A 22566-nucleotide genomic window follows, 5' to 3' on the forward strand; every position below is an offset into this window, starting at 1 on the left:
AGGTTGAACAACATACGAGAAAGATCCCAGCTTCCGCTGGGATGACGGTGTAGAAGATGACCGAGACAGCATACCGCATTCAGGGCGCAACCGGCGAGTGGGAGGTCGTGATCGGCCTGGAAGTCCATGCGCAGGTGACAAGCCAGGCGAAGCTCTTTTCCGGCGCCGCTACGGCATTCGGCGCGGAACCCAACACGCAGGTGTCGCTGGTTGACGCGGCGATGCCCGGCATGCTGCCCGTGCCCAACCGTGAATGCATCCGTCAGGCGGTGCGCACAGGCATGGCGATCAACGCGAAGATCAACAAATGGTCACGCTTCGATCGCAAGAACTACTTCTACGCCGACTTGCCGCAGGGCTATCAGATCAGCCAACTCTACCACCCGCTGGTCGGGGAAGGCGAGATCGAGATCAATCTCGATGAAAAGAACCCAGACGCCGCGACCAAGCGGATCGGCATCGAACGCATCCATGTCGAACAGGATGCGGGTAAGCTGATGCACGACCAGCACCCGACGCGCTCCTATGTCGACCTCAACCGCTCCGGCGTCGCGCTGATGGAGATCGTGTCGAAACCGGACATGCGCTCGCCCGCCGAAGCTGGCGCCTATCTGTCGAAGCTCCGCACGATCCTGCGCTATGTCGGCTCATGCGACGGCAATATGGATCAGGGTTCGATGCGCGCCGACGTCAACGTGTCGGTGCGCAAGCCCGGCCATGAGTTCGGCACGCGAACAGAAACGAAGAACGTCAACTCCGTCCGCTTCGTCATGGCGGTGGTCGAATATGAGGCCAGCCGTCAGGTCGATGTGCTGGAAGCGGGCGGCAAGGTCGTTCAGGAAACGCGCCTCTACGATCCGGACAAGAATGAAACGCGGTCCATGCGGTCCAAGGAAGATGCGCACGACTATCGCTACTTCCCCGATCCGGACCTGCTGCCGCTGGAACTGGAAGACGCCTTTCTGGAGGAATGCCGCCAGTCCTTGCCCGAACTGCCGGACGCCAAGCGCCGCCGGTATGAGGAGCAACTGGGCCTTTCGGCTTACAATGCCGCCACGCTGACCGCCGACGCTGACACGGCGCGCTGGTTCGAAGCCTTGCTGGCCGAAGCCGCGCGTATCCAGAAGAAGAGCGAGGGCGAGGTCGCCAAGGCTTCGGCCAACTGGCTGCTGTCGGAACTATATGGCGCTCTCAACCGCCTCGGGAAAAGCCTTGAGGACAGTCCGGTCGGCCCCGAAGAGGGCGCGGAACTGCTCGCACTGGTCGCCGATGGCACGATCAGCGGCACCATCGCCAAGCAGGTGTTCGAGATCATGCTGGAAACCGGCGATCGCGCGCCGAAGATCGTTGAGGAAAAGGGCCTGAAGCAGACCAGCGACACCGGCGCGATCGAAGCTGCCGTGGCCAAGGTCCTTGCCGACAATGGCGACAAGGTTGAACAATATAAGGCGGGCAAGGAAGCCTTGTTCGGCTTCTTCGTCGGCCAGACGATGAAAGCCATGCAGGGCAAGGCCAATCCCCAGGTCGTCAATGACCTCGTCCGCAAGGCGCTTGCGTAAATCGAAGCGCACTGTCTAAACCCCTGAATGGAAAGCGGAAGCGGGGGCGCTTCCTTCCACAGGGGGTAAGACATGAAGCTACGCGGGCTGATTGCGGGACTTGCGCTGTTGGCGGCCTGCGCGCCGCTGAGTGTGCAGGCCGAAACGCTGACCAACGACATGGTCGTGTCGCTCGTTCAGGCGGGGTTGGGCGATGACGCCGTGATCGCCAAGATCAGGGCGTCCGCCGGTCATTACGCTCTGTCGACCGACGATCTGATCGCCTTGAAAAAGCGGGGCGTGCCCGGCCCGGTCATTGCCGCCATGATCCAATCCGGCGCTGAAGGCGCGGTTTCGTCCAAGGCCGTTTTCTCCGCCGACTCGCCTGACCCACTGGTTCCGCACCCATCCGGCGTCTATCTGGCAACCGACGCGCGCATGGCGCGGATCGATCCCACGACGTCGAACCAAAGTAAGACCGGTGGTATATTGGGCTACGCCTTTACCGGCGGCATCGCTTCACTCAGCATCAAGGCGGTCATCCCGAACGTTACCGCGCGGGTCCGCACCGGCCGATCGCGCCCGACATTCTATTTCTACTTCGATGAGGCGACGCGCGGCCTTTCCCAGTCCGGCGGCTCTTTGTGGCTGTCGGGTCCGGCAAGCGCCATCACCTCCCCCAATGAATTCAGCCTCATCCGGTTCGAGGTGAAGAAGGATCGTCGCGAAACACGCGTGGGCAGCATGAATCTGGCAGGGGCCAAGGCAGGGGTGATGGACAAGGACCGCATCCCCTTCGACTATGAACAGGTGACGCCCGGAGTGTTCAAGGTGACGCCCTCATCGGACCTGCCCACGGGCGAATATGGCTTCCTCTATTCGGTAAGCGCGGGCGCTGGCCCCGGCATGTGGGGCAACGGCACGGGCTCGGCACGGATTTTCGATTTCGCCGTCCACCCGTGAATGAATGGGACGCCGCCTGAGGAGCAAGCGGCGTCCCGTCCACAAGGCTGTCCCGGGGGGCAAGACGGCCTCATGGCTGGTCTGGCGAGCAAGGAGGGGCGCGCCCGCCAGCGTTCACTGGCATGACGGCACCACAGGAACTTTCCCGTAACCGGTCGCGTCAAAAAGCGATGTCCATTCCAACCCTTATCGTCCGTGGGCGCATCGGCGTCACATAGTCGCCGCGCAGATTAAACGGCGTGCCCAGCGAAAAGCGGTTGCCGTGGCTGTCCAGCAGATTGCTGAGCGACAGCGAGAATTGCAGCGGCCCACGCGAAACGCTCGCGCTCATCGCCGTATCGACATAATCCCCCTGGTCGCGCCCAAGGACAGGGCCAACGCCCAGCCGCGACTTGCCGACATATCTGGCGGACCCGTTCAGGTGCAGGGTCATATCGCCGCTCAACCGGGCTCGATAATCGATCGCGATCCGGGCGCCGAGGTTGGCGACATTGGGCAAAGTCATCGACTTGTCTGCGGCCACCAGCGCTTGGACATAGGGCGCGGCCCTTTTGAGCCGACTGTCATTATAAATAAAACTGCCATCGATGCTCAGCGTCGGGAGCGGCCGCACAATGATGCGGCCTTCGACGGTAAAGATGCGCCCGTCACCGATATTGGCCGTGGCTGGCAGGCCGATCCTGTCGATCACGTCGGCCTGAATATCGCGCCAGTCGGTATAGGCGAAATTCCCGCTGATCGCGACCAGTTCGCCGCCGGAAACGCCCTTGCGAAATCCGAACTCCAGCGTCGATGCCCGGTCGTTGCTGAACCGCCTCACATGCTGGTCATCCACCGCCAGCCCGCCCGGCCGAAAGCCCTGCTGATAACGGGCGTAGAGTGTCAGGCCCGGAATCGCATCGCTCAGCAGGGAGAGAGACGGCAGGAAGATCGTCTCATGCCGCTTCGCCTCCGCTTCTGCTCGCGCAATATCGGCACTGGCCAGCAGGGCGACGGGATCGACTGCCTCGCCTGACAGGCTGCTGTTCGTCAACCGACCGCCCAGGGTGGCGACCAGTCCGGCGACGGGTTCAAAGGACGTCTCGCCAAAGATCGTCGCTTCCCGGATGCGATTGCGAACCCCCGTTGCGACTGCCGGAGTGCCGCTGCCGTATAGCGGGACGCCGGGAATGATCTCATCCTCCACGAAGCCGGGGCCGAAGGAAGCCAGCGACCGGCTCAATCGCGATACGCTTTCCAGATAGGAGAGGCCGACGACCCAGCCGAGGCCATTTTCCCTGTCCCGCGTCAGGCGGTTTTCCGTCGAAAAGATGGAAACCCGATTATGCTGGGTGAACAGCGCAGGCGGCGTGGAGGGCTGCGTCGCGTCATAGCTTTCGGTCAGACTGTTACGGACATAGCCGGTCGACGATACGAAGCGCAGATCATCCCATTGCCTCTCGATCCGCACATTGCCGAGCGCATAGTCGGAGGACGAGGGTTGCGCCAAGCTGGACCTCCGGTCGAGGGGACCCGCCGCCCGATCCGCATATTGCGCATCATCCCCGTTGATCCGCTGGTAGAGCCCCGTGAGATCGATCACCCAATCCTCATTGGGCGCAAAGCGCAGGGCGGCGCGGCCACCATATATATCCGTCCGATTGACGTCATTGCGTCGGCGCTGGAGGTCATCGATATAGCCGCCCTCCCGGACGCCGTAGCCGACAACGCGCAGCGCCAGCCGTTCCGGGACGATCGGGACGTTCAACGTTGCGGAAACATCACCGCCCGGATCGCCATGCTGAGTGAAGCTTAGTCCGGTGGACAGCTGCCCGCCGATCCGGGCCAGATTGGGCGGATTGGGCACGAAACGGATGATCCCGCCTAGCGAGCCCGCACCGTACAGCGTGCCCTGCGGCCCTTCCAATACTTCGACGCCCTGCATGTCATAGAGGCGCAGGTCAGGATCAGGCGCCGCATAGTTGAGGCGCATTTCGCCAAGATATTGCCCTGTGGTCGCCTGCGTCGGACCAGCGATGGCAGAATCGGCGATCGCGCGCAGGAACAGCTTGTTACGGCCCGGACCCGCATGGGTGGAACTCAGGCTGGCGACACGGCTCAGCAGAGTTGCGGTGCCAGCCGCAGCTTCTGCGCTGGTGAGCGAGGCATAGTCCAGGGCTTCCACGACGCCGGGATAGCGGGGCAACGGGACGTCGCGCTTGGAGGCGGTGACGACGATCTCGGCGGACGGCGGCGGCTCGGGAATTGCTGACCTGGCGCGGGCGGCAACGGCCGGCGCAGGCGTCACAGGCGCGCGGACGATGCGCCATGTGCTGGCGTTTATCCGCTCGGCACGAGCATTGGTCCCGCGCAGGAGTCGGCGCAGGGCCGTCTCAACCGACAAACGGCCTTCGATCGCGGGCGTGGCAAGCCCTGCGAGCGACTGGTCCGACATGCCGATAGAGGCGCCCGTCTGACGGCCAAGCACGACGACAGCTTCGCCCAGCCGGGACGGGGCGATGCTGATCATCTGCCTGTCCGCAGCGTTCGCCGGGGATGTGGCTGCAACGGCTACGGCAGTGACGATAAGGACGTCAGCGGATCGAGCCATCCTTTTCCTTCAGCAGCCATCCGTCATCTTGCCGCACGGCCGAAAGACCCATGAGCGGGGCGGCCGCTGCGAAAAAACGCGGCAAGTTCCGGTCCAGCCCGATCGTCCCCGTAAACCGCGTGCCGCCTGCCGCAGGCGTCGTATCCAGCTTCACTCCCAGCGATCGTGCGATGTCCGCGCTGATCTGCGCCACCGGCATATTATCGTAACTCAGCCGCCCCTCGCGCCAGCTTGCCACGCTATCGGGCGCGATGGTCATAAGGCGGACGCCGGTTGCGTCGCTGGACAACCCTCGGCCTGCGGGCAGGGCAATAGCCTGCCCTTGCGGATCGAAGATCACCTTGCCCTCCGCAACGCCGATCCGTGTCGCATTGCCGCTATGGACGATGTTGAAGATGGTGCCTGCATCCTCGAACACGGCTTTGCCCACGGTTACCCGGAATGGATCACCGCTGTCGTGGTGGACGGTAAAGGCGGCCTCGCCGCCATCGAGCGCGGCGAAGCGATCATTCTCATGATCGAGGCGCAACGTCGAACCACCGTTCAGGTCTATGCGCGTGCCGTCGTCCAGGACGATGTTGCGCACCTCACCCGGACGGGTGGTTACGGTATAGATGTCGCTCCTCGTCCAGTTGCCGATGGAGACGGCCGCCACGATTGCAGCGGCTATCGCACCTGCTGCAATCCATCGTCCCGGCCGCGATCCCGGCGTCCCCGGATCATTTGCGGGGGCAGGCGTGGCTTGGGGGGCTGCCGCCATGATCGCACCCAGTCCGGCATCAGCCACCATCACGGCATCATAGGCCGTTGCATGCGCCGGATCAGCCTCCAGCCAGACGGTGAAGGCATCCCATTCCGCAAAATCGGGATCGCGCGTTCGGATGACCCATCCGAGCGCCTCCTCATGAAGCATGGCATTCGCCCCGGTCATATATTGCCCCTTACCGGGCGAGACGCCGCCACGCCGATCATTCCGTATCCAGCCTCTGCTTGAGGACGGTCAGCGCGCGATAGGCCTTCTGCAAGTCCTTCTCCACAGTCGTCAGGCTGACCCCCAGTTCCTCGGCGATCCCCCGCTGTCCGACGCCTTCGATCCGAAATCGACGAAACACCAGTTCAACGCGTGGCCCTAGCTCGCGCAGCACCTCCTGCGCATTCTCCACGATCTCGGCCAGGATCAACCGTTCATCAACGGCCATGTCCTCGCCCGGATCGGCCATAACGCCGCCAGCGCTCTCCGCCCAATCCTGCTCCCGCTTTCCCCGGCGCGTGCTGGAACGATAACGGTCCAGCATCAGATTGTTGGCCGCGCGATACAGATAGGGCAGGGGGTCAGCAACCGGACCAACATCCCTCGCTTCCAGCTTCATCCACATGTCCTGCAGCAGATCTTCTGCATCATCCCCCGCACCGCGCGCGCGCAGGAAGCGCAGCAGCGCGCCCCGATTTGCCAGAAATATCGCAGATAGGCGGCTGGCCATGCCGTTGTAGGTCCAGTGCAGGAGAGGCCGCCTGAAATAGAGGGCTCCACAGGTCTTTGGCAATGGACAAGCGAATAGCCCCTGCCGGGATTGTTCTCAAAGCGCCACTGCTCTAGCGCAAATCGGGTGAGTGACCGGAGGCAGGATGCAGGCGACCACGCAGGTTGACGTAGCGGCAGCGACAGCGACGGGCATGAATCCGGAGAAACTGGAGCTGCTCGCCACATCGCTGCACGAAAAATATGTAGCGACCGGCAAGCTGCCTCATTTGCGCCTGCTTGTCTCGCGCGACGAGCGCTTTCTGCTGTCGCATGTCAGTGGCGTCGCACGCGCCAGCCAGGAACTGCTTGAGAAAGACTCGCTGTTCCGGATCGCGTCGATGACGAAGCCGGTCACATCGGTCGCTTTCATGATGCAGGTCGAACAGGGGCTGGTCGGGCTGGACGATCCCGTGACGGATGTCCTGCCGGAATTTGCAAATCTCTCCGTGGGAGTGGATCGGACGCCGTTAAAGCAGCCGATGCGAATGATCGACCTGCTCCGCCATACGTCTGGGCTGACCTACGGCCTCCAGCGGCAGACGATGATCGACGCCGAATATCGTAGATTGGGGCTCGACGAGTTTCAGCAGAAGCGCACTTCCGACGACTTCATAGCGGCATTGTCCCAGCTACCTCTGGAATTTTCTCCCGGTGAGCGCTGGAATTACTCGGTCGCGACCGACGTTCTGGGCGTGGTGGTCGAACGGCTGAGCGGCCTTGATCTGGACAGCTTCTTCACTCAGCGCATCTTCCGTCCACTCGGGATGACCGACACGTTTTTCGAGCTACCCGGCGACAAGGTAGAGCGGATGACCGACGCATGGCAGCTGCGTCCCGACGGCGGCCTGTCGCTCTACGATCGTGGCGCGCGCAGCGGTTGGCGGCGAAGTTTGAAGCTGCGCTCCGGCGGAGGCGGTCTCATATCGACCGCGGACGACTATCACCGCTTTGCTCGGATGCTGTTGCGGGGCGGTGAACTGGACGGAACGCGCTTGCTCAAACCGCAGACCGTAGCCGCCATGCACGCTAATCACCTTCCAGGCGGGGGCGATCTTGCCCGCCATTCCTTGTCCTTGTTCAGCGAGGCGGATTATGCGGGGGTAGGTTTCGGGCTGGGCTTGGCCACCGACCTTGCGACCCGAGAATATTTTTGGGGAGGCCTATTCTCCACCTTCTTCTTCATCGACCCCATGGAAAAAATCATCGGGTTGCTGATGACGCAGCATCTGCCGTCGAACAACTATCCGATCCGCCGGGAACTGCGCGATGGCGTGCGGGCAGCGATTGCGACCCGCAAGGCCTGAGCAGATGAGATCCGCTTCATCTCGCATCCACTCAAACCGAAATTTGCGCCTTCATGCATTCCCGCTATGCTAGGCAGCGGGGGATGAAATGCACAGAATGAGGCACGAGATTGACCGTCAAGGGTAAGCCGATGCTGAAGGATGTAGGTGATCGTCCGCAAACCTATTCCAGCCCCGCCATCATCGAACGGCGCAAGCGCATTCTGCAAGAAACGCGAAAAGTAATCGCTGAACAGGGCATCGCCGCCTTCAGCATGAACGAGATTGGGCACCGCGCGGGCGTTGCCAAGCGAACGCTCTACAATGCGTTCCAGACCCGAGAACGGATGATCGCGGCGGCGATCCAGGAATATTTCGACGAATATGTGAGCAATCTCTCCTATGTCAGCGCCCCTGGCACGATGGAGCAGAATATCGAACGCATGATTTCGGTCCTTCAACGCAACGCAAAACTGCGGAATTACGTTAAGGCGGTCATGTCCCTCTATTTCAGCTCCGATGTCGACCACGATATCTGGACCGCCATCCACGCGCCCGCCGTCCATCATAATCGCAGCTGGATCGCAGCGCTTGAAGCGAAGAAGCAGCTTCAGCCATGGGTCGATGTCGATAAGCTTGTTGATGATCTGGTGCGGTTCGAATTCGCGACGATCAACGAATGGGCGCAGGGCCGCATCGCCGACGATGAAGTCGTCGTCCGGCTCGTCAGCAGCTATCTCGGCTGCCTCTCGGGCGCGCTGAAAGGCAACGCTCGCAAGGATGTAGAGACGCTTCTTAAGGACATCGCTGAACGCGGCGTGGATGCGATCCCTGTTCCCCATAGCGCAAAGGCGATAGCAGCTTAAACTTCTGCTTCCGGTTCACGGGGCAGAGACAACGACTTTCAGCCAAATCTTCCCCACGCTACTGGACCGTGGAACTGCCAGCTTTGCCCAAGGATGGGGCGACAAAAAAGATCAAATGGCGCCCAAAACCGCGCCGTGAATATTGGAGAGTATGTCTGATGCAAAATGAACAACTGGCGACGATCGCCGTGCTGGGCGGAACAGGCAAGGAAGGCGGCGGGCTCGCGCTGCGCTGGGCGCACAAGGGGCACAGGGTCATCATCGGCAGTCGCACGGCCGAACGAGCAATGGAAGCCGCCGCGCAGATGAACGAGGTGCTTGGCGACAACCGGGTCACCGGCGCCCCCAATGCAGAGGCCGCCGCGCAGGGCGAGATCGTCGTTTTAGCCGTCCCCTACGCCGCGCAGCAGTCCACCGTGCAAGAGGTCGCAACGGCGCTGACAGGCAAGATCCTCATCGACGTCACCGTCCCCCTAATGCCGCCCAAGGTAAGCCGCGTACAGCTTCCCAAAGGCGGATCGGCAGTGGAGGCTGTGCAGAAGATGCTGGGCGAGGGCGTTCGCGTCGTGTCCGCCTTCCAGAATATCAGCGCCCATCACCTCACTAAGCTGGACGAAGATGTGGAATGCGACGTCCTGGTGTGCGCTGACGACCCCGACGCCGCTGATCAGGTAGTCGCACTGGCGCAGGAAATCGGCCTACGCGCCTGGAACGCCGGACCGCTCTGCAACTCCGTCGTGGCGGAAGGGCTGACCTCCGTCCTCATCGCGCTGAATCGCAAATATAAGGTCCCGGGTTCGGGTATCCGGATCACGGGCGTCTAAGGAGAAAGCGCGGCTCGCCATGTCAAACCGACGATGGCGAAATATGGTGAGCCCTGCTGGATTCGAACCAGCGACCTACTGATTAAAAGTCAGTTGCTCTACCGACTGAGCTAAGGGCCCTCTCATGCGAGGTCCGCACGCACTAGAGGCCGTTATGCGACTGGTCAACCTCTAGGGCGCAGCAAAACTTGTGCTTTTCGCAACCTCGCCCGCAGCTGCCGGATGGACAGGCCGGAAACCGGATCTCGCCAAGCCGGTGCGATCGCGCAAAGCGGTGACAGCACGAAATCGCGCGCCCGAAATGCGGGGTGCGGAATGTCCAGCGTCCTGCTCTCCCAGCGCCCGCCGGACCATAGGATGATATCGATATCGATGCTGCGCGCGCCCCAGCGGCGATGGCGGCGCCTGCCAAGTCCCGCTTCAATCATCTTGAGCGCGCTCAACATTGCCTTCGGTGGTAAGTCGCTCTCGATCAACACGGCGCTGTTTGCATATTCCCGCAACGAAGGCCCGATCGGCGATGACTTCAATGTCGGCGCCATAGCAAGCACCCGGCCAACCCGCCGCAAGCTGGCCGCAGCCTCTTGCATCAGCACCCGAGGCGTCCGCTTCCCCGACAGCGGCCGGTTCGACCCTAGTGCAAGTGCGTAAAGATGAAGAGTGCTTGTCTTGACCATCACACTGCGCCTAACCGCTACGCATGACGCTGCAAAGCCCCATAGCTCATGCGGAAGCTCCGCTCGATTGCCCGCTCTGCCCGCGCCTCGTCGCTTTGCGCGAGGAATGCCGGACCCAGCATCCAGACTGGTGGAACGCTCCTGTGCCTGCCTTCGGCGATCCGCTCGGCCGCATTGTCGTAGTCGGCCTCGCTCCCGGCAAGCAGGGAGCCAATCGGACCGGCCGGGCCTTTACGGGAGATTTCGCTGGCAATCTTCTGTTCGCGACGCTGCTGAATGTCGGCCTAGCCCAGGGCACCTATGAGGCTCGGCCCGATGATCAGCTCGTCCTGAACGACGCCATCATCCTCAATGCCGTGAAATGCCTCCCGCCGCAGAATAAGCCCGTACCGCAGGAAGCGCATAATTGCCGCATATTCCTGAAGTCCGCCGTGGAAGCACTGCCCAACGCACGGATATTCATCGCGCTTGGCGAAATCGCGCATCAATCGGTCGTGAAGGTGCTGGGCGGCAAGCTCCCAAAGGCCCGCTTCGCCCATATGGCGGAACATCGCATGCCCAGCGGCAAGATCGTGCTCGACAGCTATCACTGTTCCCAAAGAAACATAATGACCGGCCGCCTGACGAATGAGATGTTTGCGGCCGTTTTCGAAAGGGCAGTGACGCTGCTCTGACGCAGACCGCTCAGCTTATCAGATAGTCGAGATAAGCGCTTTCCGGCGGCCCATCCATCGCGTCCATCATTGGCCCGAACAGCCCCTTGTCCAGCATCGGCCCCGCCGCCTTGTGCGCTTCGACATCAGCCCAGCGCTCGATAAAAACGAAGCGCCGCTCATTCCCCAGGTCGCGTAGCATCTCGACACCCTCGCAACCCGGAAGCGGGCGGACGGCGGCGGCAAGCGCGCGAAGGGCACTTTCCAGTGCCGCGTCCGACCCTTCCTTTGCGAGCATCACATAATGGCGTGCTACCGTCATGGCGTCATTCTCCCATCAAATGTCTTGTGCGATCCGGGAATAGAGCTCTGGCCGCCGGTCGCGGAAGAACCCCATGCCTGCCCGATGCTTGCGCGCCTGGGCCAGATCGATCGTGGCGACCAGAGCGCCATGATCCTTGGCATCGGCCTCCGCCGCGAAATCGCCCCACTCATCGCTGATGAAGCTGTGGCCGTAGAATTTCTGGCCTTCCTCGTCGCCAATCCGGTTCGCCGCGATGACCGGCATGCAATTGCTGACGGCATGGCCGATCATCGCCCGGCGCCACATGCGGCTAGTGTCCAGATCCGCATCATAGGGTTCAGATCCGATCGCAGTAGGGTAGAAGAGCAGCTCGGCCCCCATCAGCGCCATGACCCGCGCCGCCTCCGGATACCATTGGTCCCAGCAGATGCCGACGCCGATCGTGCCGTGGCGCGTCTCCCACACCTTGAATCCGCTATTGCCGGGACGGAAATAATATTTTTCCTCATAACCCGGCCCGTCCGGAATGTGGCTCTTGCGATAAACGCCCATGATCTCGCCTTCATCATCGATCATCGCGAGAGAATTATAATGATGCTGGCCGTCGCGTTCGAAAAAGCTGGTGGGAATATAGACGCGCTCCGCCTTTGCCACCTTGCGCATCTCGGCCACGGCGGGATGTTCGCCGATCGGCTTGGCATTGGCGAACAGGGCCTCATCCTCGACCTTGCAGAAATAATGCCCTTCGAACAGCTCGGGCGGCAGGACGATCTTCGCGCCCCGTGCCGCTGCCTTCACCACATGGTCCGACACCATGGCGACATTGTCATCCAGATCCTCTGAAAAGGCGAGCTGAAGCGCGGCAACGGTGACTTTGGTCATATCCTCGATGGTCCTAGAGGCGAATGCCCAATCGGGCGGTGATGGCGACGGTTGCGAGATAGAGAAGGATCGTCATTGCGCAACCGGCGATCAATGCTGGGGGAAAGGAAATGCCCCGCCGCAGCAGCGCGGGGATCAGCAGGAACATGGGCAGGGACGGCAGGACATAGTAAAAGGTCGCCTCTGCATGCCGCGCCATATTCTCGGCATCGGGCTTGTCATTCCACAGCCATATCATCCCCAGCACCGAAATCAGGGGCAGGGACGCGATCAACGCGCCCAGCGCCGGATAGCGCCGGGATACGACAGACACGATGGCGATGATGACGCCCGACAAAAGCGCGCGTATCGCCAGCATTCCGCTCATCACGCGGACGGCATCTGCTGGCTGCAACAATGGAAACTGCCGCCGCCCGACAGGATGGCGTCGCTGCGGAGCCCGATGATCTCCCGATCGGGGAAGAACGGCTTGATCGCGTCCAGCGCCGCCTGATCATTGGGCTTGCCATAGACGGGCACGATGACGGCAGCGTTGCCGATATAGAAATTCATGTAACTGGCCGGGATGACTTCACCATCCACCAGCACGCGGCCGGGGGAGGGGATGGACGCCACCTCGACCCCAAACGCCTTGGCACGGGCGCGGGCATCGGCGTAAATGGGGGCGTTCGGATCATCATCCGTGCTTGCTTCGGGCAGCGCCAGCACCCCCGGAGCAACGAAGCGCGCCAGATTATCGACATGGCCGTCCGTATGATCGTTCAGCAACCCGTCGCCCAGCCACAGCATGTCGGACAGCCCCAGCGATCCCGCCAGCAGCGTTTCGATCTTGCCCCGATCCAGGTCCGGATTGCGATTGGGATTGAGCAGGCATTGCTCAGTCGTCACGAACAGGCCGGTGCCATCCGTGTCGACGGCGCCGCCTTCGAATATCCAATGCTGCGAAGATGTCGCCAACCCGGTGGTCGCGGCGAGACGCGCTCCAATATCTTCATCGCCCGGCATCTGATATTTGCCACCCCAGCCATTGAAGCCGAAATCGACCAGAGCCCGCTCGCCCCCGCGCATCACCGCGATCGGCGCCGTGTCCCGCAGCCATACGTCGCCCAGCTTTTGGACGACGATCGTCACATCCGGTCCAGCCAGCGATCGCGCCACTGCCGCGTCGCCCTCATTGGCGCAGACCAGCCGCACCTCTTCACCCCTGCCATCGGCATGAAGCGCCCTGGCAAAGGCAGCTATCTGCACCCGCGCATCCTCAAACGCGTCCGGCCATTCCTCCGGATAAGTGGGAAAGCCGATCCAGGTCCATTCATGCGGCGCCCATTCGGCAGGCATACGGAATGTCATCGGCTTTCTCCTGCTGAGATGGCGTTGTCCCCTGCGCTCTACAGGATTGCGGTCGGTGTGACAGCGCCAAATTCAACGGCGTCAGCCCATTATCTGCGCCGCCCACTGGTCGAGCAACTTGAATCCAAGGGCTACCTCGAAACTCAATCCTGCATATGTATCCTGACGCCAACGGACCATGGCATCCCGCTTGCCCAGCCCTTCCACGATGACCTGCACCTTCATGTTTTCCCGAAGCCCTGCCTCGTCGAGGACCTTGATCCCGAACAGCGAAATGTCCTGCATCATACAGGAATGCGTGCCGGTGATAGCGGATACGGTAATAGGCATGACGATGTTCAGCCGAACGGCTTCCCGTTCGCTGCGACCCTGCCTCTGTTCCGCGATGATGGTCGAAATGGCGATATGCTCTTCGAACAGCAAAGACACATGGTCGCCCATGTTCATGCCGACGACAGCCGAAACGGAAAAACCGTTTCGCAGCCCCAGCGTGACGCTTTCGCCCGCCGTCATCGGCAGGCTCGTGCGCACGAGTGCTTCACGCGGTGACAGCGAATGGACGACGCACAGGCATTCCTTGTGCGCCGTCACCAACTTGCCGACATGCAAGATTGTGACTGACTTGTTGACTTCCACGACCCATCCCCATTTTTTTATCGTTACGTGTCCGATTCTTCGGACATTGTGGTCATAGGGATCAAGTTTCCGTAAGGGAAATAATTAACCGGCTGGCCTTGTTGGATAATTGGGCAGCGCGCAGCTGGATGTCCTGCATCGGATCGGATGAAAAATAGCGTGTCGGTCGCGCTTAATGATGCTGATTGCTGACTCGACTTTTGTCCCGGATCGCGCGGAATTCGTCCCCTGCCATCCAGTTCGGCCACTCGGTGGTGTTCGCCAATGCCCTGCCGACCTCGTAGTAAAGTTTGAGGTCAGCCTTCACGCCGCTCCAGTCCCATTTTGGATCATATTCATCCTTTGGGCTATGGTAGCGATGCTCCTCATAATCCTTGGCCGCTGCCGCGCCCGCTTCGATCCCGCCCTTCGCCAGGTCTTGCCCCCCTTCGAAATAGAGCATGGGCACGCCATGTTTGGCGAAACTGAAATGGTCGGATCGATAGTAGAATCCCTTTTCGGGGGTGGGCTCCAGGCTGGCTACACGCTTCTGGGCGGCCAGGGCACGATCCAGATAGGCGTCCAACTGCGACTTGCCCTTGCCGATCACCACGACGTTTTTCGCCAGCCCTGCCATGCTGAGCGCGTCCATGTTGACGCCGCCCACTGTCTGCCTGAGCGGAAAGACGGGGTGGTTCCCATAATAGGCTGATCCCAGAAGCCCGGACTCCTCCGCAGTCACCGCCAGGAACACCTGACTACGCGCGCTCGGCCCTGCTTTCACATTCGCCTCCGCCAGCGCGACCAGCGCTGCCGTCCCGGTCGCATTGTCGATGGCGCCGTTGCAGATGTCGTCGCCATCGGGTGCGGCCTCGCAGCGACCAAGATGGTCCCAATGCGCCGCATAGAGCACATATTCATCGGGCCGGGTCTTGCCGGGCAGCAGGGCCACGAGATTCTTGGACATGTGCTTGCGGATGGCATTGTCAAAGGAGACGCTCGCCTTGATGCCCTTCAATGGCACTGCCTTGAACCCGCGCTTCTTCGCCGCCGCGCTCAATGTATTCAGATTAAGGCCCGCGCTCGCCATCAGCGCGGCAGCCTTGTCCTTCTGCATCCAGCCGATAGCCGCCGATTGTTTTGCATTGCCGTCCGCGCTGTCCGCGACATGCTGTGCCCCTGTCCAACTCGATTGAACGACGTTCCAGCCGTAGGCGGCGGGCATAGTGTCATGAACGATGATCGCGGCCGCCGCGCCCTGCCGCGCGGCCTCTTCGAATTTGTAGGTCCAACGGCCATAATAGGTCATGGCGCGGCCCTTGAACGGCCCGCTCAGGCTCGGGCTCTGATAATCCGGATCGTTGACCAGAATGATGACCGTCTTGCCCCGGACGTTCACCCCGGCATAGTCGTTCCACTTCTTTTCAGGCGCTTTTATGCCATAGCCGACGAATACGACCGGGCTATCCTTGACCTCGATGTGCGGCGCAGCCGTGCGGTAGGTGGCGATCACCATCTGCGATCCATAATCGGCCGAAACCGGCCCCTTGCCGCCAATGAAATGCAGCGGCGAAACATTCTTCGCCGCGATCTCCACCAGCGGGACATCCTGGAACCAGCTGCCCTTGTTGCCCGGCTTCAGCCCGATCGCCTCGAACCGCCGCACCAAATAGGAAAGCGTCTTCTCCTCACCCGCAGTCCCCGGCGCCCGCCCTTCATAGGCGTCCGATGAAATTTCTTTCACCACCTCCTTCATGGTTTCGATCGACGGACTTACGTCCGACGGCCCAGCCGCCGCGGCACTGCCAGCAACCAGGGCCATCAGCGAAATTGAAATAAACGAACGCATCGCAACAGCCTTGAAAAGGGAAGGGCGCAGCATTTCTGCCAGTAGCCCTCACACGGTACAAGGCTTGTTGAACAAACAAAAAAGGCGGCCCCGAAGGACCGCCTTTCCGTACATTATGACCCTGGCTGATCAGCGCGAATAGAATTCGACGACCAGATTGGGTTCCATCTTCACCGGGTAGGGCACTTCGTCCAGCGACGGGACGCGGACATAGGTGACCTTGGCCGCGCCATCGGGCGACACATAGTCAGGGATGTCGCGCTCGGGCAGGCTCTGTGCTTCCAGAACCAGCGCCATTTCCTGCGCCTTCTTGCCCAGGGTGATTTCGTCGCCCGGCTTAACCAGACGGCTTGCGATGTTGCACTTCACGCCGTTCACATAGACGTGACCGTGCGAAACCAGCTGACGCGCCGACCAGATGGTGGGCGTGAACTTGGCGCGATAAACTACTGCGTCCAGGCGGCGCTCCAGCAGACCGATCAGGTTCTGGCCGGTGTCACCCTTCATGCGAGCGGCTTCGGTGTAGTTTTTCTTGAACTGCTTTTCGGTGATGTCGCCGTAATAGCCCTTCAGCTTCTGCTTCGCCTTCAGCTGGATGCCATAGTCGGACATCTTGCCCTTGCGGCGCTGACCGTGCTGGCCGGGACCATATTCACGCTTGTTGACCGGGCTCTTCGGGCGACCCCAGATGTTCTCGCCCATGCGGCGGTCGAGTTTGTACTTCGCGCTGGAACGCTTCGACATGATAATTCCTTACAATCGCTAACATCGTTTGTTCACCCTCCTGATCCGAAAACCGGTTCCCACTTTTCGGGGAGGGTGAAAGTTATTCCCGGTCCTCGCCTGCTTGCCATAAAGGGGCAGGGCCGCCGCTTCACCGGGGTGCGGGGCCAATCACGAAGGCGCGCCTATGAAGAAGGCAAAGTGGCATGTCAACCCTCGACAGCTGCCCTCGGCGCGCCTAGTCAGCGTCGCCATGGACCCCGAAAACTACACCAGCATGGCGCAAGTCCGGACCGGCGTGGATGAAATCGACCGTCAGCTCGTTGCGCTGCTCGCTCGACGCTTCGCCCACATGCGCGCGGCCGCCCGTATCAAGCCGGAAAGAAGCGCCGTACGCGACGAAGCGCGTAAGGCGGAGGTGATCGACAATGTTCGCGCTGAAGCTGCTCGTTTAGGCGTCCCCGCCGACATTCTCGCTGCTTTGTGGGATCAGTTGGTGGAAGCTTCGATCGCCTATGAAATGAAGGAATTCGATCGCCTCAAAGCCTAGCGCGATCGCGGATTGCTCAAGGCGGAAAGTACGCCGCGCAGCGTCCGCACCTCCAGATGGTTCCAGCCGGGCTTCGTCAGCAGGTTCCGCAACGTCCGCTTGGTCGCGGGCGCGCGATCGGGCGGGAAGAAATAGCCCGCACCTTCCAGCAAAGTTTCGAACTGGTTTATCATCCCTTCCAGTTCCACCTGTGGCGCCGGTTCGCCAAGGTCGACGACCGTCGGCTGTTCCAACTGTGCCTGTTTCGACCATTCATAGGCGCACAGGATGACCGCCTGCGCCAGGTTCAATGATCCGAATTCAGGATTGATCGGCACTGTCAGAATCTTGCGGGCGAGCGCCACATCCTCCGTTTCAAGCCCTGATCGCTCCGGCCCGAAAACATAGGCGGCCCTTCCCGCAGCCTCGTGAATTTCGCGTGCCGCTTCTTCCGGCGTCACCACCGGCTTGGTCACGCCCCGCTTGCGCACCGTGGTCGCATAAACGTGCGAACAGTCCGCGACAGCGTCGGCAAGGCTTTCAAAAACCTCCGCCTTCTCGAGCACGACATCGGCTCCAGCCGCCGACGGGCCAGCATCGGGATTAGGCCACCCATCGCGCGGGCTGACCAACCGCATGTCGGTCAGCCCGAAGTTCAGCATGGCCCGCGCGGCCTTGCCAATATTCTCGCCGAGTTGCGGGCGCACGAGGACGATGACGGGGCGGGGTGCTGAAGGCTCTGACATTATCCCGTTTGCTCTGAAAAGTGGCCGAGCTTATCGCAGCTCGTTATCGAAGGCTTTTTGCGAAGTGACGAATGGGGGTAGCCGCCGCCCTCACTCACTCCCAACCTCTTTCACCGAGCCCGCGAAATCCTCGAAGTCCTGAGCATCGGTGAAGTCCTTATACACGCTGGCGAAGCGAATATAGGCGACGCTGTCGAGCCGTTTGAGGCCTTCCATCACCATCTCGCCGATCGCGCGCGCAGGCACTTCGCCGTCGCCGCTGGTTTCCAGTTGCCGTTGGATGCCGGAGATCAGTTTCTCCAGCCTGCTCGGATCGATTTGTCGCTTGCGACAGGCAATGTCGATTGAGCGCGCCAGCTTGTCGCGGTCGAACGCTTCCTTACGCCCCTCGCTCTTCACCACCCAGATGTCGCGCAATTGGATGCGCTCGAACGTGGTGAAGCGCGCGCCACAGGCTTCGCACTGCCGTCTGCGGCGAATGGCGGCGCCATCTTCGGTGGGGCGGCTGTCTTTTACCTGACTGTCGTCGTGAGCACAGAAGGGGCAACGCATTCAGTAATAAGCTCCGTTCGTTCGGATGAGTCGAGACACGAGATGGCACAGCCGCCGCGCCTCGACCACCCCTGACAGAACGAAGCTATCAGCCTTCGTAGATTGGGAAGCGGGCGCAGAGTGCCGAAACGCGTTCCCGGACACTGGCTTCGACCGCAGCATCGCCATGCTCGCCATGATCCCGCAGACCTTCCAGGACATCAGCGATCATGTCGCCAATCGCCTCGAACTCAGCCACACCAAAGCCGCGCGTGGTGCCTGCGGGCGAACCCACGCGAATGCCGCTGGTCTTGGTCGGGGGCAGCGGGTCGCCCGGGACGCCATTCTTGTTGCAGGTGATGAAGCTGCGCTCCAGCGCCTCGTCGGCATCCTTGCCGGAAATGCCGTAGGGACGCAGGTCGATCAGCGCCAGATGCGTGTCCGTGCCGCCCGAAACGACGGCGAGGCCACGCTGTTCCAGCTTGCCTGCCAGCGCCTTGGCATTGGTCACGATCGCCTGGGCGTAGGTCTTGAACTCAGGCCGCAGCGCTTCGCCGAATGCCACTGCCTTTGCAGCGATGACATGCATCAGCGGGCCGCCCTGAAGGCCGGGGAATACCGCCGAATTGATCTTCTTCGCAATGGCTTCGTCGTTGGTGAGGATCATGCCGCCACGCGGACCGCGAAGGGTCTTGTGGGTGGTGGTGGTCACGACATCGGCGAAACCGAAAGGCGTCGGGTGCGCGCCACCGGCGACGAGGCCTGCAAAGTGCGCCATATCGACCATCAGCAACGCGCCCACCTTATCCGCGATCGCACGGAACCGGGCGAAGTCGAGGTGACGCGGATAAGCCGATCCTCCCGCGATGATGAGCGTTGGCTTGGCTTCGATCGCCTGGGCTTCGAGGGCGTCATAGTCGATGACGTGCGTATCCTCGCGCACGCCGTACTGCACGGCGTTATACCATTTGCCCGAAAGCGCAGGCTTTGCGCCATGCGTCAGATGGCCGCCAGCGTCGAGCGACAGGCCCATGATCGTATCGCCCGGCTTGGTCAGCGCCAGCATCACCGCGCCATTCGCCTGCGCGCCCGAATGGGGCTGCACATTGACGAAGCCGCAGTTGAAGATCTGCTTGGCACGGTCGATAGCCAGCTGCTCGACCTCATCCGAAGGGGCGCAGCCCTGATAATAACGCTTGCCCGGATAGCCCTCGGCATATTTGTTGGTGAAGACCGACCCTTGCGCCTCCAGCACCGCCTTCGAGACGATATTCTCCGATGCGATCAGCTCGATCTGGTTCTGCTCGCGCTTCAGTTCCTTGGTGACGCCGGCGAAGACTGCCGGATCGGCATCGGCCAGGCTGCGCGTGAAATAGCCTTCCGCGCGGATATCGGAAAGGTCGGGCTGGGCGAGGGTGGCGGTGCTCATAGGGCTGGCTCCTTAAAGCGCGGGCTGAGAGAGTTTTTCGACACGGCCATAATGGCGGCCACCGCCGAATTCGGTGGAAAGGAAAGCGGTGACGCAGGCTTTGGCCATGTCCACGCCGGTCAAGCGGGCACCCAAGGCAAGGACATTTGCGTCATTATGTTCGCGGGATAGCGCCGCCGACAATGGTTCCGACACCAGCGCACAGCGGCACGCCGGATTCCGGTTTACCGCGATGGAAATACCGATGCCAGAGCCGCACAGCGCTATACCGCGCTCTGCCGCGCCGGATGCGACGGCGCTGGCGAGCTTGTAGCCAAAATCGGGGTAATCGACGCGGTCGGCTGTCGCTGGGCCGAGGTCATTAACCTCATGACCTTCATCACGCAGCCAATCGGCGAGCTCGGCTTTCAGATCAACGGCGGCATGATCGGAAGCTAGGGCGATTTTCACGGCGAAATTGTCCTGTCACACAAAGGGTGATTCGTATCCCGCGCCTCTTAGGGGCAGAGGCAGCCAATTGCCACAGTCCAGCTGGCCGCTTATGGCCTGCTTCATGGCATCTACAATATTATCCATTCTCATGCTCGCGGGACTGTTTCTCACGGGCGGCGGCATCTACGCGATCGTGAAAAAGGGCGATCGCAAGCGTGGCGTCCTGATGATCATAGCCGGACTGGTCATGTTCGCCAATGTAGCGATTTCCGCTATCCCCGGCCCTGATGTACCGATGCTGGAACGCCACCGCGACTGATCCTAGGCGCGCAGCGCCATCGCCGCCAGAAGATCGGTTTGCGTCACCATTCCACGCAGCTGTCCCGCGCCATCCACGACGATGGCTTCATGCGTCAATCCACTCGTCAGCGGACGAAGCAATTGCGAAACCGGTGTATGTTCCGACACGAGCAGCGGCTCCGACGCAATGTCGCGGGCCGTCTCACCTGCCCGCGAAAGGTCGAGCGGACCGACCAGACCTTGAACGCGCCCAGCGTCATCCAGCACCGGCAGCGACAATAGACGCCGGGCATGCAGCAGTTCGGCCGCTTCGGCCACGGACTGGCTTTCACGAATAGACAGGATGTCGCGCGACATGATCTCGCCGCACGTCAGCGTGGCATGGCTGCGTTCGGCCGCGCGTACCTCCGCATCATGCAGCACGACCTGCAAATCGGCGGCGTTAACGTCCAGAACATCGCCATAGGCCTGCAACGCTTCCTCGACATCCTGTTCGGACGGCGGCGTTCGCAGCAAGGGCGCCGGATCGTTCGTCCCATGTGCGCTCGGAGATTTGGGCGCGACATGAGGATAGCTGTGCCCCGCGATCCGGTGAAAGATGATTGCCACCGTCACCAGCAGCGCAGTGTTCAGCCCCACCGGGATAAAAGCGAACATATAGCTCGGCGCACCGTTGGCAGCGCCCAGCACGACCGAAAGTGCAACCGCGCCGCCCGGTGGATGGAGGCAGCGCAGCAGGGACATGCCCCCAATGGCGCAACCTACCGCCAGAGCAGCAGCTATCGTAGGATCAGGGATTAGTCGCGCGACGGTAATCCCGACCAGCGCCGATACGACATTGCCGCCGAAAACGGACCATGGCTGTGCAAGCGGGCTTGCCGGCACAGCGAACAACAGCACCGCCGAAGCGCCCATCGGGGCAACCAGCAACGGATGTGCTATGCCGTTCCCCAGCATCAGGCCGCAAAGCAATCCCGTGATCGCGATGCCGCCGATGGCGCCGCTCGCCGCTTTCAGCCGGTCGAAGAAACCTGGCCCGGGCGGCGCAGGTATGAAGGCGCTGTAATAGCGGCTCCATATCAGGCGAACGTCGTTGTTCTTCTCGTCACTCATGGCCCGCTGCCGCTAGTCGCGGCGACCGCGCAGGCCAAGATATATTTTCTTGATGGTTGATTTGGCCGGAAACAAAGAAGGGCCGCGTTGCGAGCGGCCCCTCTTCAGCAACTCAGCGGATCGGCGAGTCAGGCGACAGGCGCATGTCCAGATAATTGTCGACCGACTTCATCAACTGATCCAGCTCATGCTCGAAAAAGTGGTTCGCGCCACGGATTTCGTCATGGTGGATGGTGATGCCTTTTTGCGTGCGCAGCTTATCGACCAGCTTCTGCACCGCGTTGGCGGTCACGACCTCATCCGCTGTTCCCTGCACGATGATGCCGGACGCAGGGCAGGGCGCGAGGAACGAGAAGTCATACATGTTCGCGGGCGGCGCGACCGAGATGAAGCCGCGTATTTCCGGACGGCGCATCAGCAGCTGCATGCCGATCCATGCGCCGAACGAGAAGCCTGCGATCCAGGTGGTCTGCGCCTCGGGGTGGAAGCTCTGTACCCAGTCCAACGCCGCGGCGGCATCGCTTAGCTCGCCGATGCCATTGTCAAACGTCCCCTGACTGCGGCCCACGCCCCGGAAATTGAAACGCAGCACGGCAAAGCCGCGCTTCACAAAGGTCTTGTAGAGCGCCTGCGTGATGCGGTCGTTCATCGTGCCGCCGCCTTGCGGATGGGGATGCAGGATCATCGCGACTGGCGCGCGGGGGCGAGGCGGAGGGCTGAAACGGCCTTCGAGGCGGCCTTCGGGTCCGGGGAAAATAACGTCGGGCATGGCACCTGTTATGGTTCTGGCCGCCACCCGGAGAAAGGAGGCCGGCGGTTGGATGCGGGCGCGCGAAAGCCAATGCTG

At 61.5% G+C, this 22566-nt stretch carries 24 protein-coding genes, 1 tRNA gene and 1 pseudogene; 8 read left to right on the forward strand and 18 right to left on the reverse strand.

Annotated features, from left to right (window positions below):
- Positions 1-56 precede the first annotated feature (56 nt).
- Both gatB and ACZ51H_RS04165 read left to right on the forward strand, forming a co-directional pair.
- The gene (gatB, locus tag ACZ51H_RS04160) at positions 57-1559 is read left to right on the forward strand and encodes an Asp-tRNA(Asn)/Glu-tRNA(Gln) amidotransferase subunit GatB (protein WP_464802524.1); all 1503 of its coding nucleotides are present in this window, start codon (positions 57-59) and stop codon (positions 1557-1559) included.
- Positions 1560-1631: 72 nt separating this feature from the next.
- Positions 1632-2501 (forward strand): hypothetical protein, encoded by an 870-nt coding sequence (locus ACZ51H_RS04165; protein ID WP_464802525.1) that lies wholly within the window; start codon positions 1632-1634, stop codon positions 2499-2501.
- 160 nt (positions 2502-2661) lie between these two features.
- On the opposite strand, the gene ACZ51H_RS04170 is transcribed toward ACZ51H_RS04165, so the two are convergent.
- The 3 genes from ACZ51H_RS04170 to ACZ51H_RS04180 are packed head-to-tail and all read right to left on the reverse strand — an operon-like array spanning position 2662 to position 6572.
- Complete coding sequence (locus tag ACZ51H_RS04170; RefSeq protein ID WP_464802526.1) at positions 2662-5091, reverse strand: TonB-dependent receptor; 2430 nt, start codon at positions 5089-5091, stop codon at positions 2662-2664.
- Positions 5075-6004 carry a FecR family protein gene (locus tag ACZ51H_RS04175; RefSeq protein ID WP_464802843.1) on the reverse strand — a complete coding sequence of 310 codons (930 nt, stop codon included), beginning with the start codon at positions 6002-6004 and terminating at the stop codon, positions 5075-5077. Before ACZ51H_RS04175 ends, ACZ51H_RS04170 begins: the two co-directional genes overlap by 17 nt.
- A 55-nt stretch (positions 6005-6059) precedes the next feature.
- Positions 6060-6572, reverse strand: a complete 513-nt coding sequence (locus ACZ51H_RS04180; protein ID WP_464802527.1) for an RNA polymerase sigma factor — start codon at positions 6570-6572, stop codon at positions 6060-6062.
- Between the two features lie 145 nt (positions 6573-6717).
- Here ACZ51H_RS04180 and ACZ51H_RS04185 point away from each other — a divergent pair, with 145 nt between their 5' ends.
- From ACZ51H_RS04185 to npdG, 3 genes are all read left to right on the forward strand, one after another.
- Complete coding sequence (locus ACZ51H_RS04185; protein WP_464802528.1) at positions 6718-7917, forward strand: serine hydrolase domain-containing protein; 1200 nt, start codon at positions 6718-6720, stop codon at positions 7915-7917.
- 110 nt (positions 7918-8027) lie between these two features.
- The gene (locus tag ACZ51H_RS04190) at positions 8028-8762 is read left to right on the forward strand and encodes a TetR/AcrR family transcriptional regulator (protein WP_460987997.1); all 735 of its coding nucleotides are present in this window, start codon (positions 8028-8030) and stop codon (positions 8760-8762) included.
- A gap of 158 nt (positions 8763-8920) precedes the next feature.
- On the forward strand, positions 8921-9586 hold the full coding sequence (gene npdG, locus ACZ51H_RS04195; protein ID WP_464802529.1) for an NADPH-dependent F420 reductase: 666 nt from the start codon (positions 8921-8923) through the stop codon (positions 9584-9586).
- Positions 9587-9630: 44 nt separating this feature from the next.
- On the opposite strand, the gene ACZ51H_RS04200 is transcribed toward npdG, so the two are convergent.
- Both ACZ51H_RS04200 and folK read right to left on the reverse strand, forming a co-directional pair.
- Positions 9631-9706, reverse strand: a tRNA-Lys gene (locus ACZ51H_RS04200).
- Between the two features lie 44 nt (positions 9707-9750).
- Complete coding sequence (gene folK, locus ACZ51H_RS04205) at positions 9751-10263, reverse strand: 2-amino-4-hydroxy-6-hydroxymethyldihydropteridine diphosphokinase (protein ID WP_464802530.1); 513 nt, start codon at positions 10261-10263, stop codon at positions 9751-9753.
- A 23-nt stretch (positions 10264-10286) separates the two neighbouring features.
- Between folK and ACZ51H_RS04210 the strand changes: the two genes are divergently transcribed.
- Positions 10287-10937: a uracil-DNA glycosylase gene (locus ACZ51H_RS04210; RefSeq protein WP_464802531.1), complete on the forward strand. Its 651-nt coding sequence runs from the start codon at positions 10287-10289 to the stop codon at positions 10935-10937.
- 10 nt (positions 10938-10947) lie between these two features.
- Here ACZ51H_RS04210 and ACZ51H_RS04215 read toward each other — a convergent pair whose 3' ends face one another.
- The 7 genes from ACZ51H_RS04215 to rpsD form a co-directional block, all read right to left on the reverse strand.
- Entirely contained in the window at positions 10948-11238 is a 291-nt protein-coding gene (locus tag ACZ51H_RS04215; protein WP_464802532.1) for a putative quinol monooxygenase, read from the reverse strand.
- 15 nt (positions 11239-11253) lie between these two features.
- Entirely contained in the window at positions 11254-12102 is an 849-nt protein-coding gene (gene aguB, locus ACZ51H_RS04220; RefSeq protein ID WP_464802533.1) for an N-carbamoylputrescine amidase, read from the reverse strand.
- 13 nt (positions 12103-12115) lie between these two features.
- A complete protein-coding gene (locus ACZ51H_RS04225) occupies positions 12116-12469 on the reverse strand; it encodes a DUF3147 family protein (protein ID WP_464802534.1) in 354 nt (117 codons plus the stop codon).
- On the reverse strand, positions 12469-13452 hold the full coding sequence (locus ACZ51H_RS04230) for an agmatine deiminase family protein (protein WP_464802535.1): 984 nt from the start codon (positions 13450-13452) through the stop codon (positions 12469-12471). Before ACZ51H_RS04230 ends, ACZ51H_RS04225 begins: the two co-directional genes overlap by 1 nt.
- Before the next feature lie 81 nt (positions 13453-13533).
- A complete protein-coding gene (locus ACZ51H_RS04235; RefSeq protein ID WP_460988021.1) occupies positions 13534-14088 on the reverse strand; it encodes a PilZ domain-containing protein in 555 nt (184 codons plus the stop codon).
- A 172-nt stretch (positions 14089-14260) separates the two neighbouring features.
- A complete protein-coding gene (locus tag ACZ51H_RS04240; RefSeq protein WP_464802536.1) occupies positions 14261-15916 on the reverse strand; it encodes a M28 family peptidase in 1656 nt (551 codons plus the stop codon).
- A gap of 129 nt (positions 15917-16045) precedes the next feature.
- Positions 16046-16660: a 30S ribosomal protein S4 gene (gene rpsD / locus ACZ51H_RS04245; RefSeq protein WP_449472226.1), complete on the reverse strand. Its 615-nt coding sequence runs from the start codon at positions 16658-16660 to the stop codon at positions 16046-16048.
- A 232-nt stretch (positions 16661-16892) separates the two neighbouring features.
- Here rpsD and ACZ51H_RS04250 point away from each other — a divergent pair, with 232 nt between their 5' ends.
- Positions 16893-17189 (forward strand): chorismate mutase, encoded by a 297-nt coding sequence (locus ACZ51H_RS04250; RefSeq protein ID WP_464772591.1) that lies wholly within the window; start codon positions 16893-16895, stop codon positions 17187-17189.
- Here the strand turns inward: ACZ51H_RS04250 and ACZ51H_RS04255 are convergent.
- The 4 genes and pseudogenes from ACZ51H_RS04255 to rpiB all read right to left on the reverse strand — a co-directional run.
- Positions 17186-17977 (reverse strand): annotated as a pseudogene (locus ACZ51H_RS04255) (RNA methyltransferase); the annotation flags it as partial. The gene ACZ51H_RS04250 and the pseudogene ACZ51H_RS04255 overlap by 4 nt on opposite strands.
- Positions 17978-18004: 27 nt before the next feature.
- On the reverse strand, positions 18005-18466 hold the full coding sequence (nrdR, locus tag ACZ51H_RS04260; RefSeq protein WP_196226215.1) for a transcriptional regulator NrdR: 462 nt from the start codon (positions 18464-18466) through the stop codon (positions 18005-18007).
- Between the two features lie 88 nt (positions 18467-18554).
- On the reverse strand, positions 18555-19874 hold the full coding sequence (glyA, locus tag ACZ51H_RS04265; RefSeq protein WP_464802537.1) for a serine hydroxymethyltransferase: 1320 nt from the start codon (positions 19872-19874) through the stop codon (positions 18555-18557).
- A 12-nt stretch (positions 19875-19886) separates the two neighbouring features.
- Positions 19887-20324 carry a ribose 5-phosphate isomerase B gene (rpiB, locus tag ACZ51H_RS04270; protein ID WP_449472229.1) on the reverse strand — a complete coding sequence of 146 codons (438 nt, stop codon included), beginning with the start codon at positions 20322-20324 and terminating at the stop codon, positions 19887-19889.
- 103 nt (positions 20325-20427) lie between these two features.
- Between rpiB and ACZ51H_RS04275 the strand changes: the two genes are divergently transcribed.
- Positions 20428-20625: a hypothetical protein gene (locus ACZ51H_RS04275; protein WP_460988024.1), complete on the forward strand. Its 198-nt coding sequence runs from the start codon at positions 20428-20430 to the stop codon at positions 20623-20625.
- A 2-nt stretch (positions 20626-20627) separates the two neighbouring features.
- Here ACZ51H_RS04275 and ACZ51H_RS04280 read toward each other — a convergent pair whose 3' ends face one another.
- Both ACZ51H_RS04280 and ACZ51H_RS04285 read right to left on the reverse strand, forming a co-directional pair.
- Positions 20628-21719 (reverse strand): HPP family protein, encoded by a 1092-nt coding sequence (locus tag ACZ51H_RS04280; protein WP_464794765.1) that lies wholly within the window; start codon positions 21717-21719, stop codon positions 20628-20630.
- A 112-nt stretch (positions 21720-21831) separates the two neighbouring features.
- Positions 21832-22488 (reverse strand): alpha/beta hydrolase, encoded by a 657-nt coding sequence (locus ACZ51H_RS04285; protein ID WP_196226211.1) that lies wholly within the window; start codon positions 22486-22488, stop codon positions 21832-21834.
- Positions 22489-22566 lie beyond the last annotated feature (78 nt).

The sequence above is a fragment of the Sphingobium sp. TomMM15 genome, assembly GCF_055397045.1.

Excerpts from the sequence above, each read along its gene's own strand:
- aguB (WP_464802533.1), bottom strand. The coding sequence starts at position 12,102 with ATGACCAAAGTCACCGTTGCCGCGCTTCAGCTCGCCTTTTCAGAGGAT.
- folK (WP_464802530.1), bottom strand. The coding sequence starts at position 10,263 with ATGGTCAAGACAAGCACTCTTCATCTTTACGCACTTGCACTAGGGTCG.
- glyA (WP_464802537.1), bottom strand. The coding sequence starts at position 19,874 with ATGAGCACCGCCACCCTCGCCCAGCCCGACCTTTCCGATATCCGCGCG.
- rpsD (WP_449472226.1), bottom strand. The coding sequence starts at position 16,660 with ATGTCGAAGCGTTCCAGCGCGAAGTACAAACTCGACCGCCGCATGGGC.
- ACZ51H_RS04280 (WP_464794765.1), bottom strand. The coding sequence starts at position 21,719 with ATGAGTGACGAGAAGAACAACGACGTTCGCCTGATATGGAGCCGCTAT.
- ACZ51H_RS04175 (WP_464802843.1), bottom strand. The coding sequence starts at position 6,004 with ATGCTTCATGAGGAGGCGCTCGGATGGGTCATCCGAACGCGCGATCCC.
- npdG (WP_464802529.1), top strand. The coding sequence starts at position 8,921 with ATGCAAAATGAACAACTGGCGACGATCGCCGTGCTGGGCGGAACAGGC.
- ACZ51H_RS04165 (WP_464802525.1), top strand. The coding sequence starts at position 1,632 with ATGAAGCTACGCGGGCTGATTGCGGGACTTGCGCTGTTGGCGGCCTGC.
- ACZ51H_RS04240 (WP_464802536.1), bottom strand. The coding sequence starts at position 15,916 with ATGCGTTCGTTTATTTCAATTTCGCTGATGGCCCTGGTTGCTGGCAGT.
- ACZ51H_RS04225 (WP_464802534.1), bottom strand. The coding sequence starts at position 12,469 with ATGAGCGGAATGCTGGCGATACGCGCGCTTTTGTCGGGCGTCATCATC.
- ACZ51H_RS04215 (WP_464802532.1), bottom strand. The coding sequence starts at position 11,238 with ATGACGGTAGCACGCCATTATGTGATGCTCGCAAAGGAAGGGTCGGAC.
- ACZ51H_RS04170 (WP_464802526.1), bottom strand. The coding sequence starts at position 5,091 with ATGGCTCGATCCGCTGACGTCCTTATCGTCACTGCCGTAGCCGTTGCA.
- ACZ51H_RS04285 (WP_196226211.1), bottom strand. The coding sequence starts at position 22,488 with ATGCCCGACGTTATTTTCCCCGGACCCGAAGGCCGCCTCGAAGGCCGT.
- ACZ51H_RS04250 (WP_464772591.1), top strand. The coding sequence starts at position 16,893 with ATGGACCCCGAAAACTACACCAGCATGGCGCAAGTCCGGACCGGCGTG.
- gatB (WP_464802524.1), top strand. The coding sequence starts at position 57 with ATGACCGAGACAGCATACCGCATTCAGGGCGCAACCGGCGAGTGGGAG.
- ACZ51H_RS04230 (WP_464802535.1), bottom strand. The coding sequence starts at position 13,452 with ATGACATTCCGTATGCCTGCCGAATGGGCGCCGCATGAATGGACCTGG.
- nrdR (WP_196226215.1), bottom strand. The coding sequence starts at position 18,466 with ATGCGTTGCCCCTTCTGTGCTCACGACGACAGTCAGGTAAAAGACAGC.
- ACZ51H_RS04210 (WP_464802531.1), top strand. The coding sequence starts at position 10,287 with ATGACGCTGCAAAGCCCCATAGCTCATGCGGAAGCTCCGCTCGATTGC.
- ACZ51H_RS04180 (WP_464802527.1), bottom strand. The coding sequence starts at position 6,572 with ATGGCCAGCCGCCTATCTGCGATATTTCTGGCAAATCGGGGCGCGCTG.
- ACZ51H_RS04275 (WP_460988024.1), top strand. The coding sequence starts at position 20,428 with ATGGCATCTACAATATTATCCATTCTCATGCTCGCGGGACTGTTTCTC.
- ACZ51H_RS04185 (WP_464802528.1), top strand. The coding sequence starts at position 6,718 with ATGCAGGCGACCACGCAGGTTGACGTAGCGGCAGCGACAGCGACGGGC.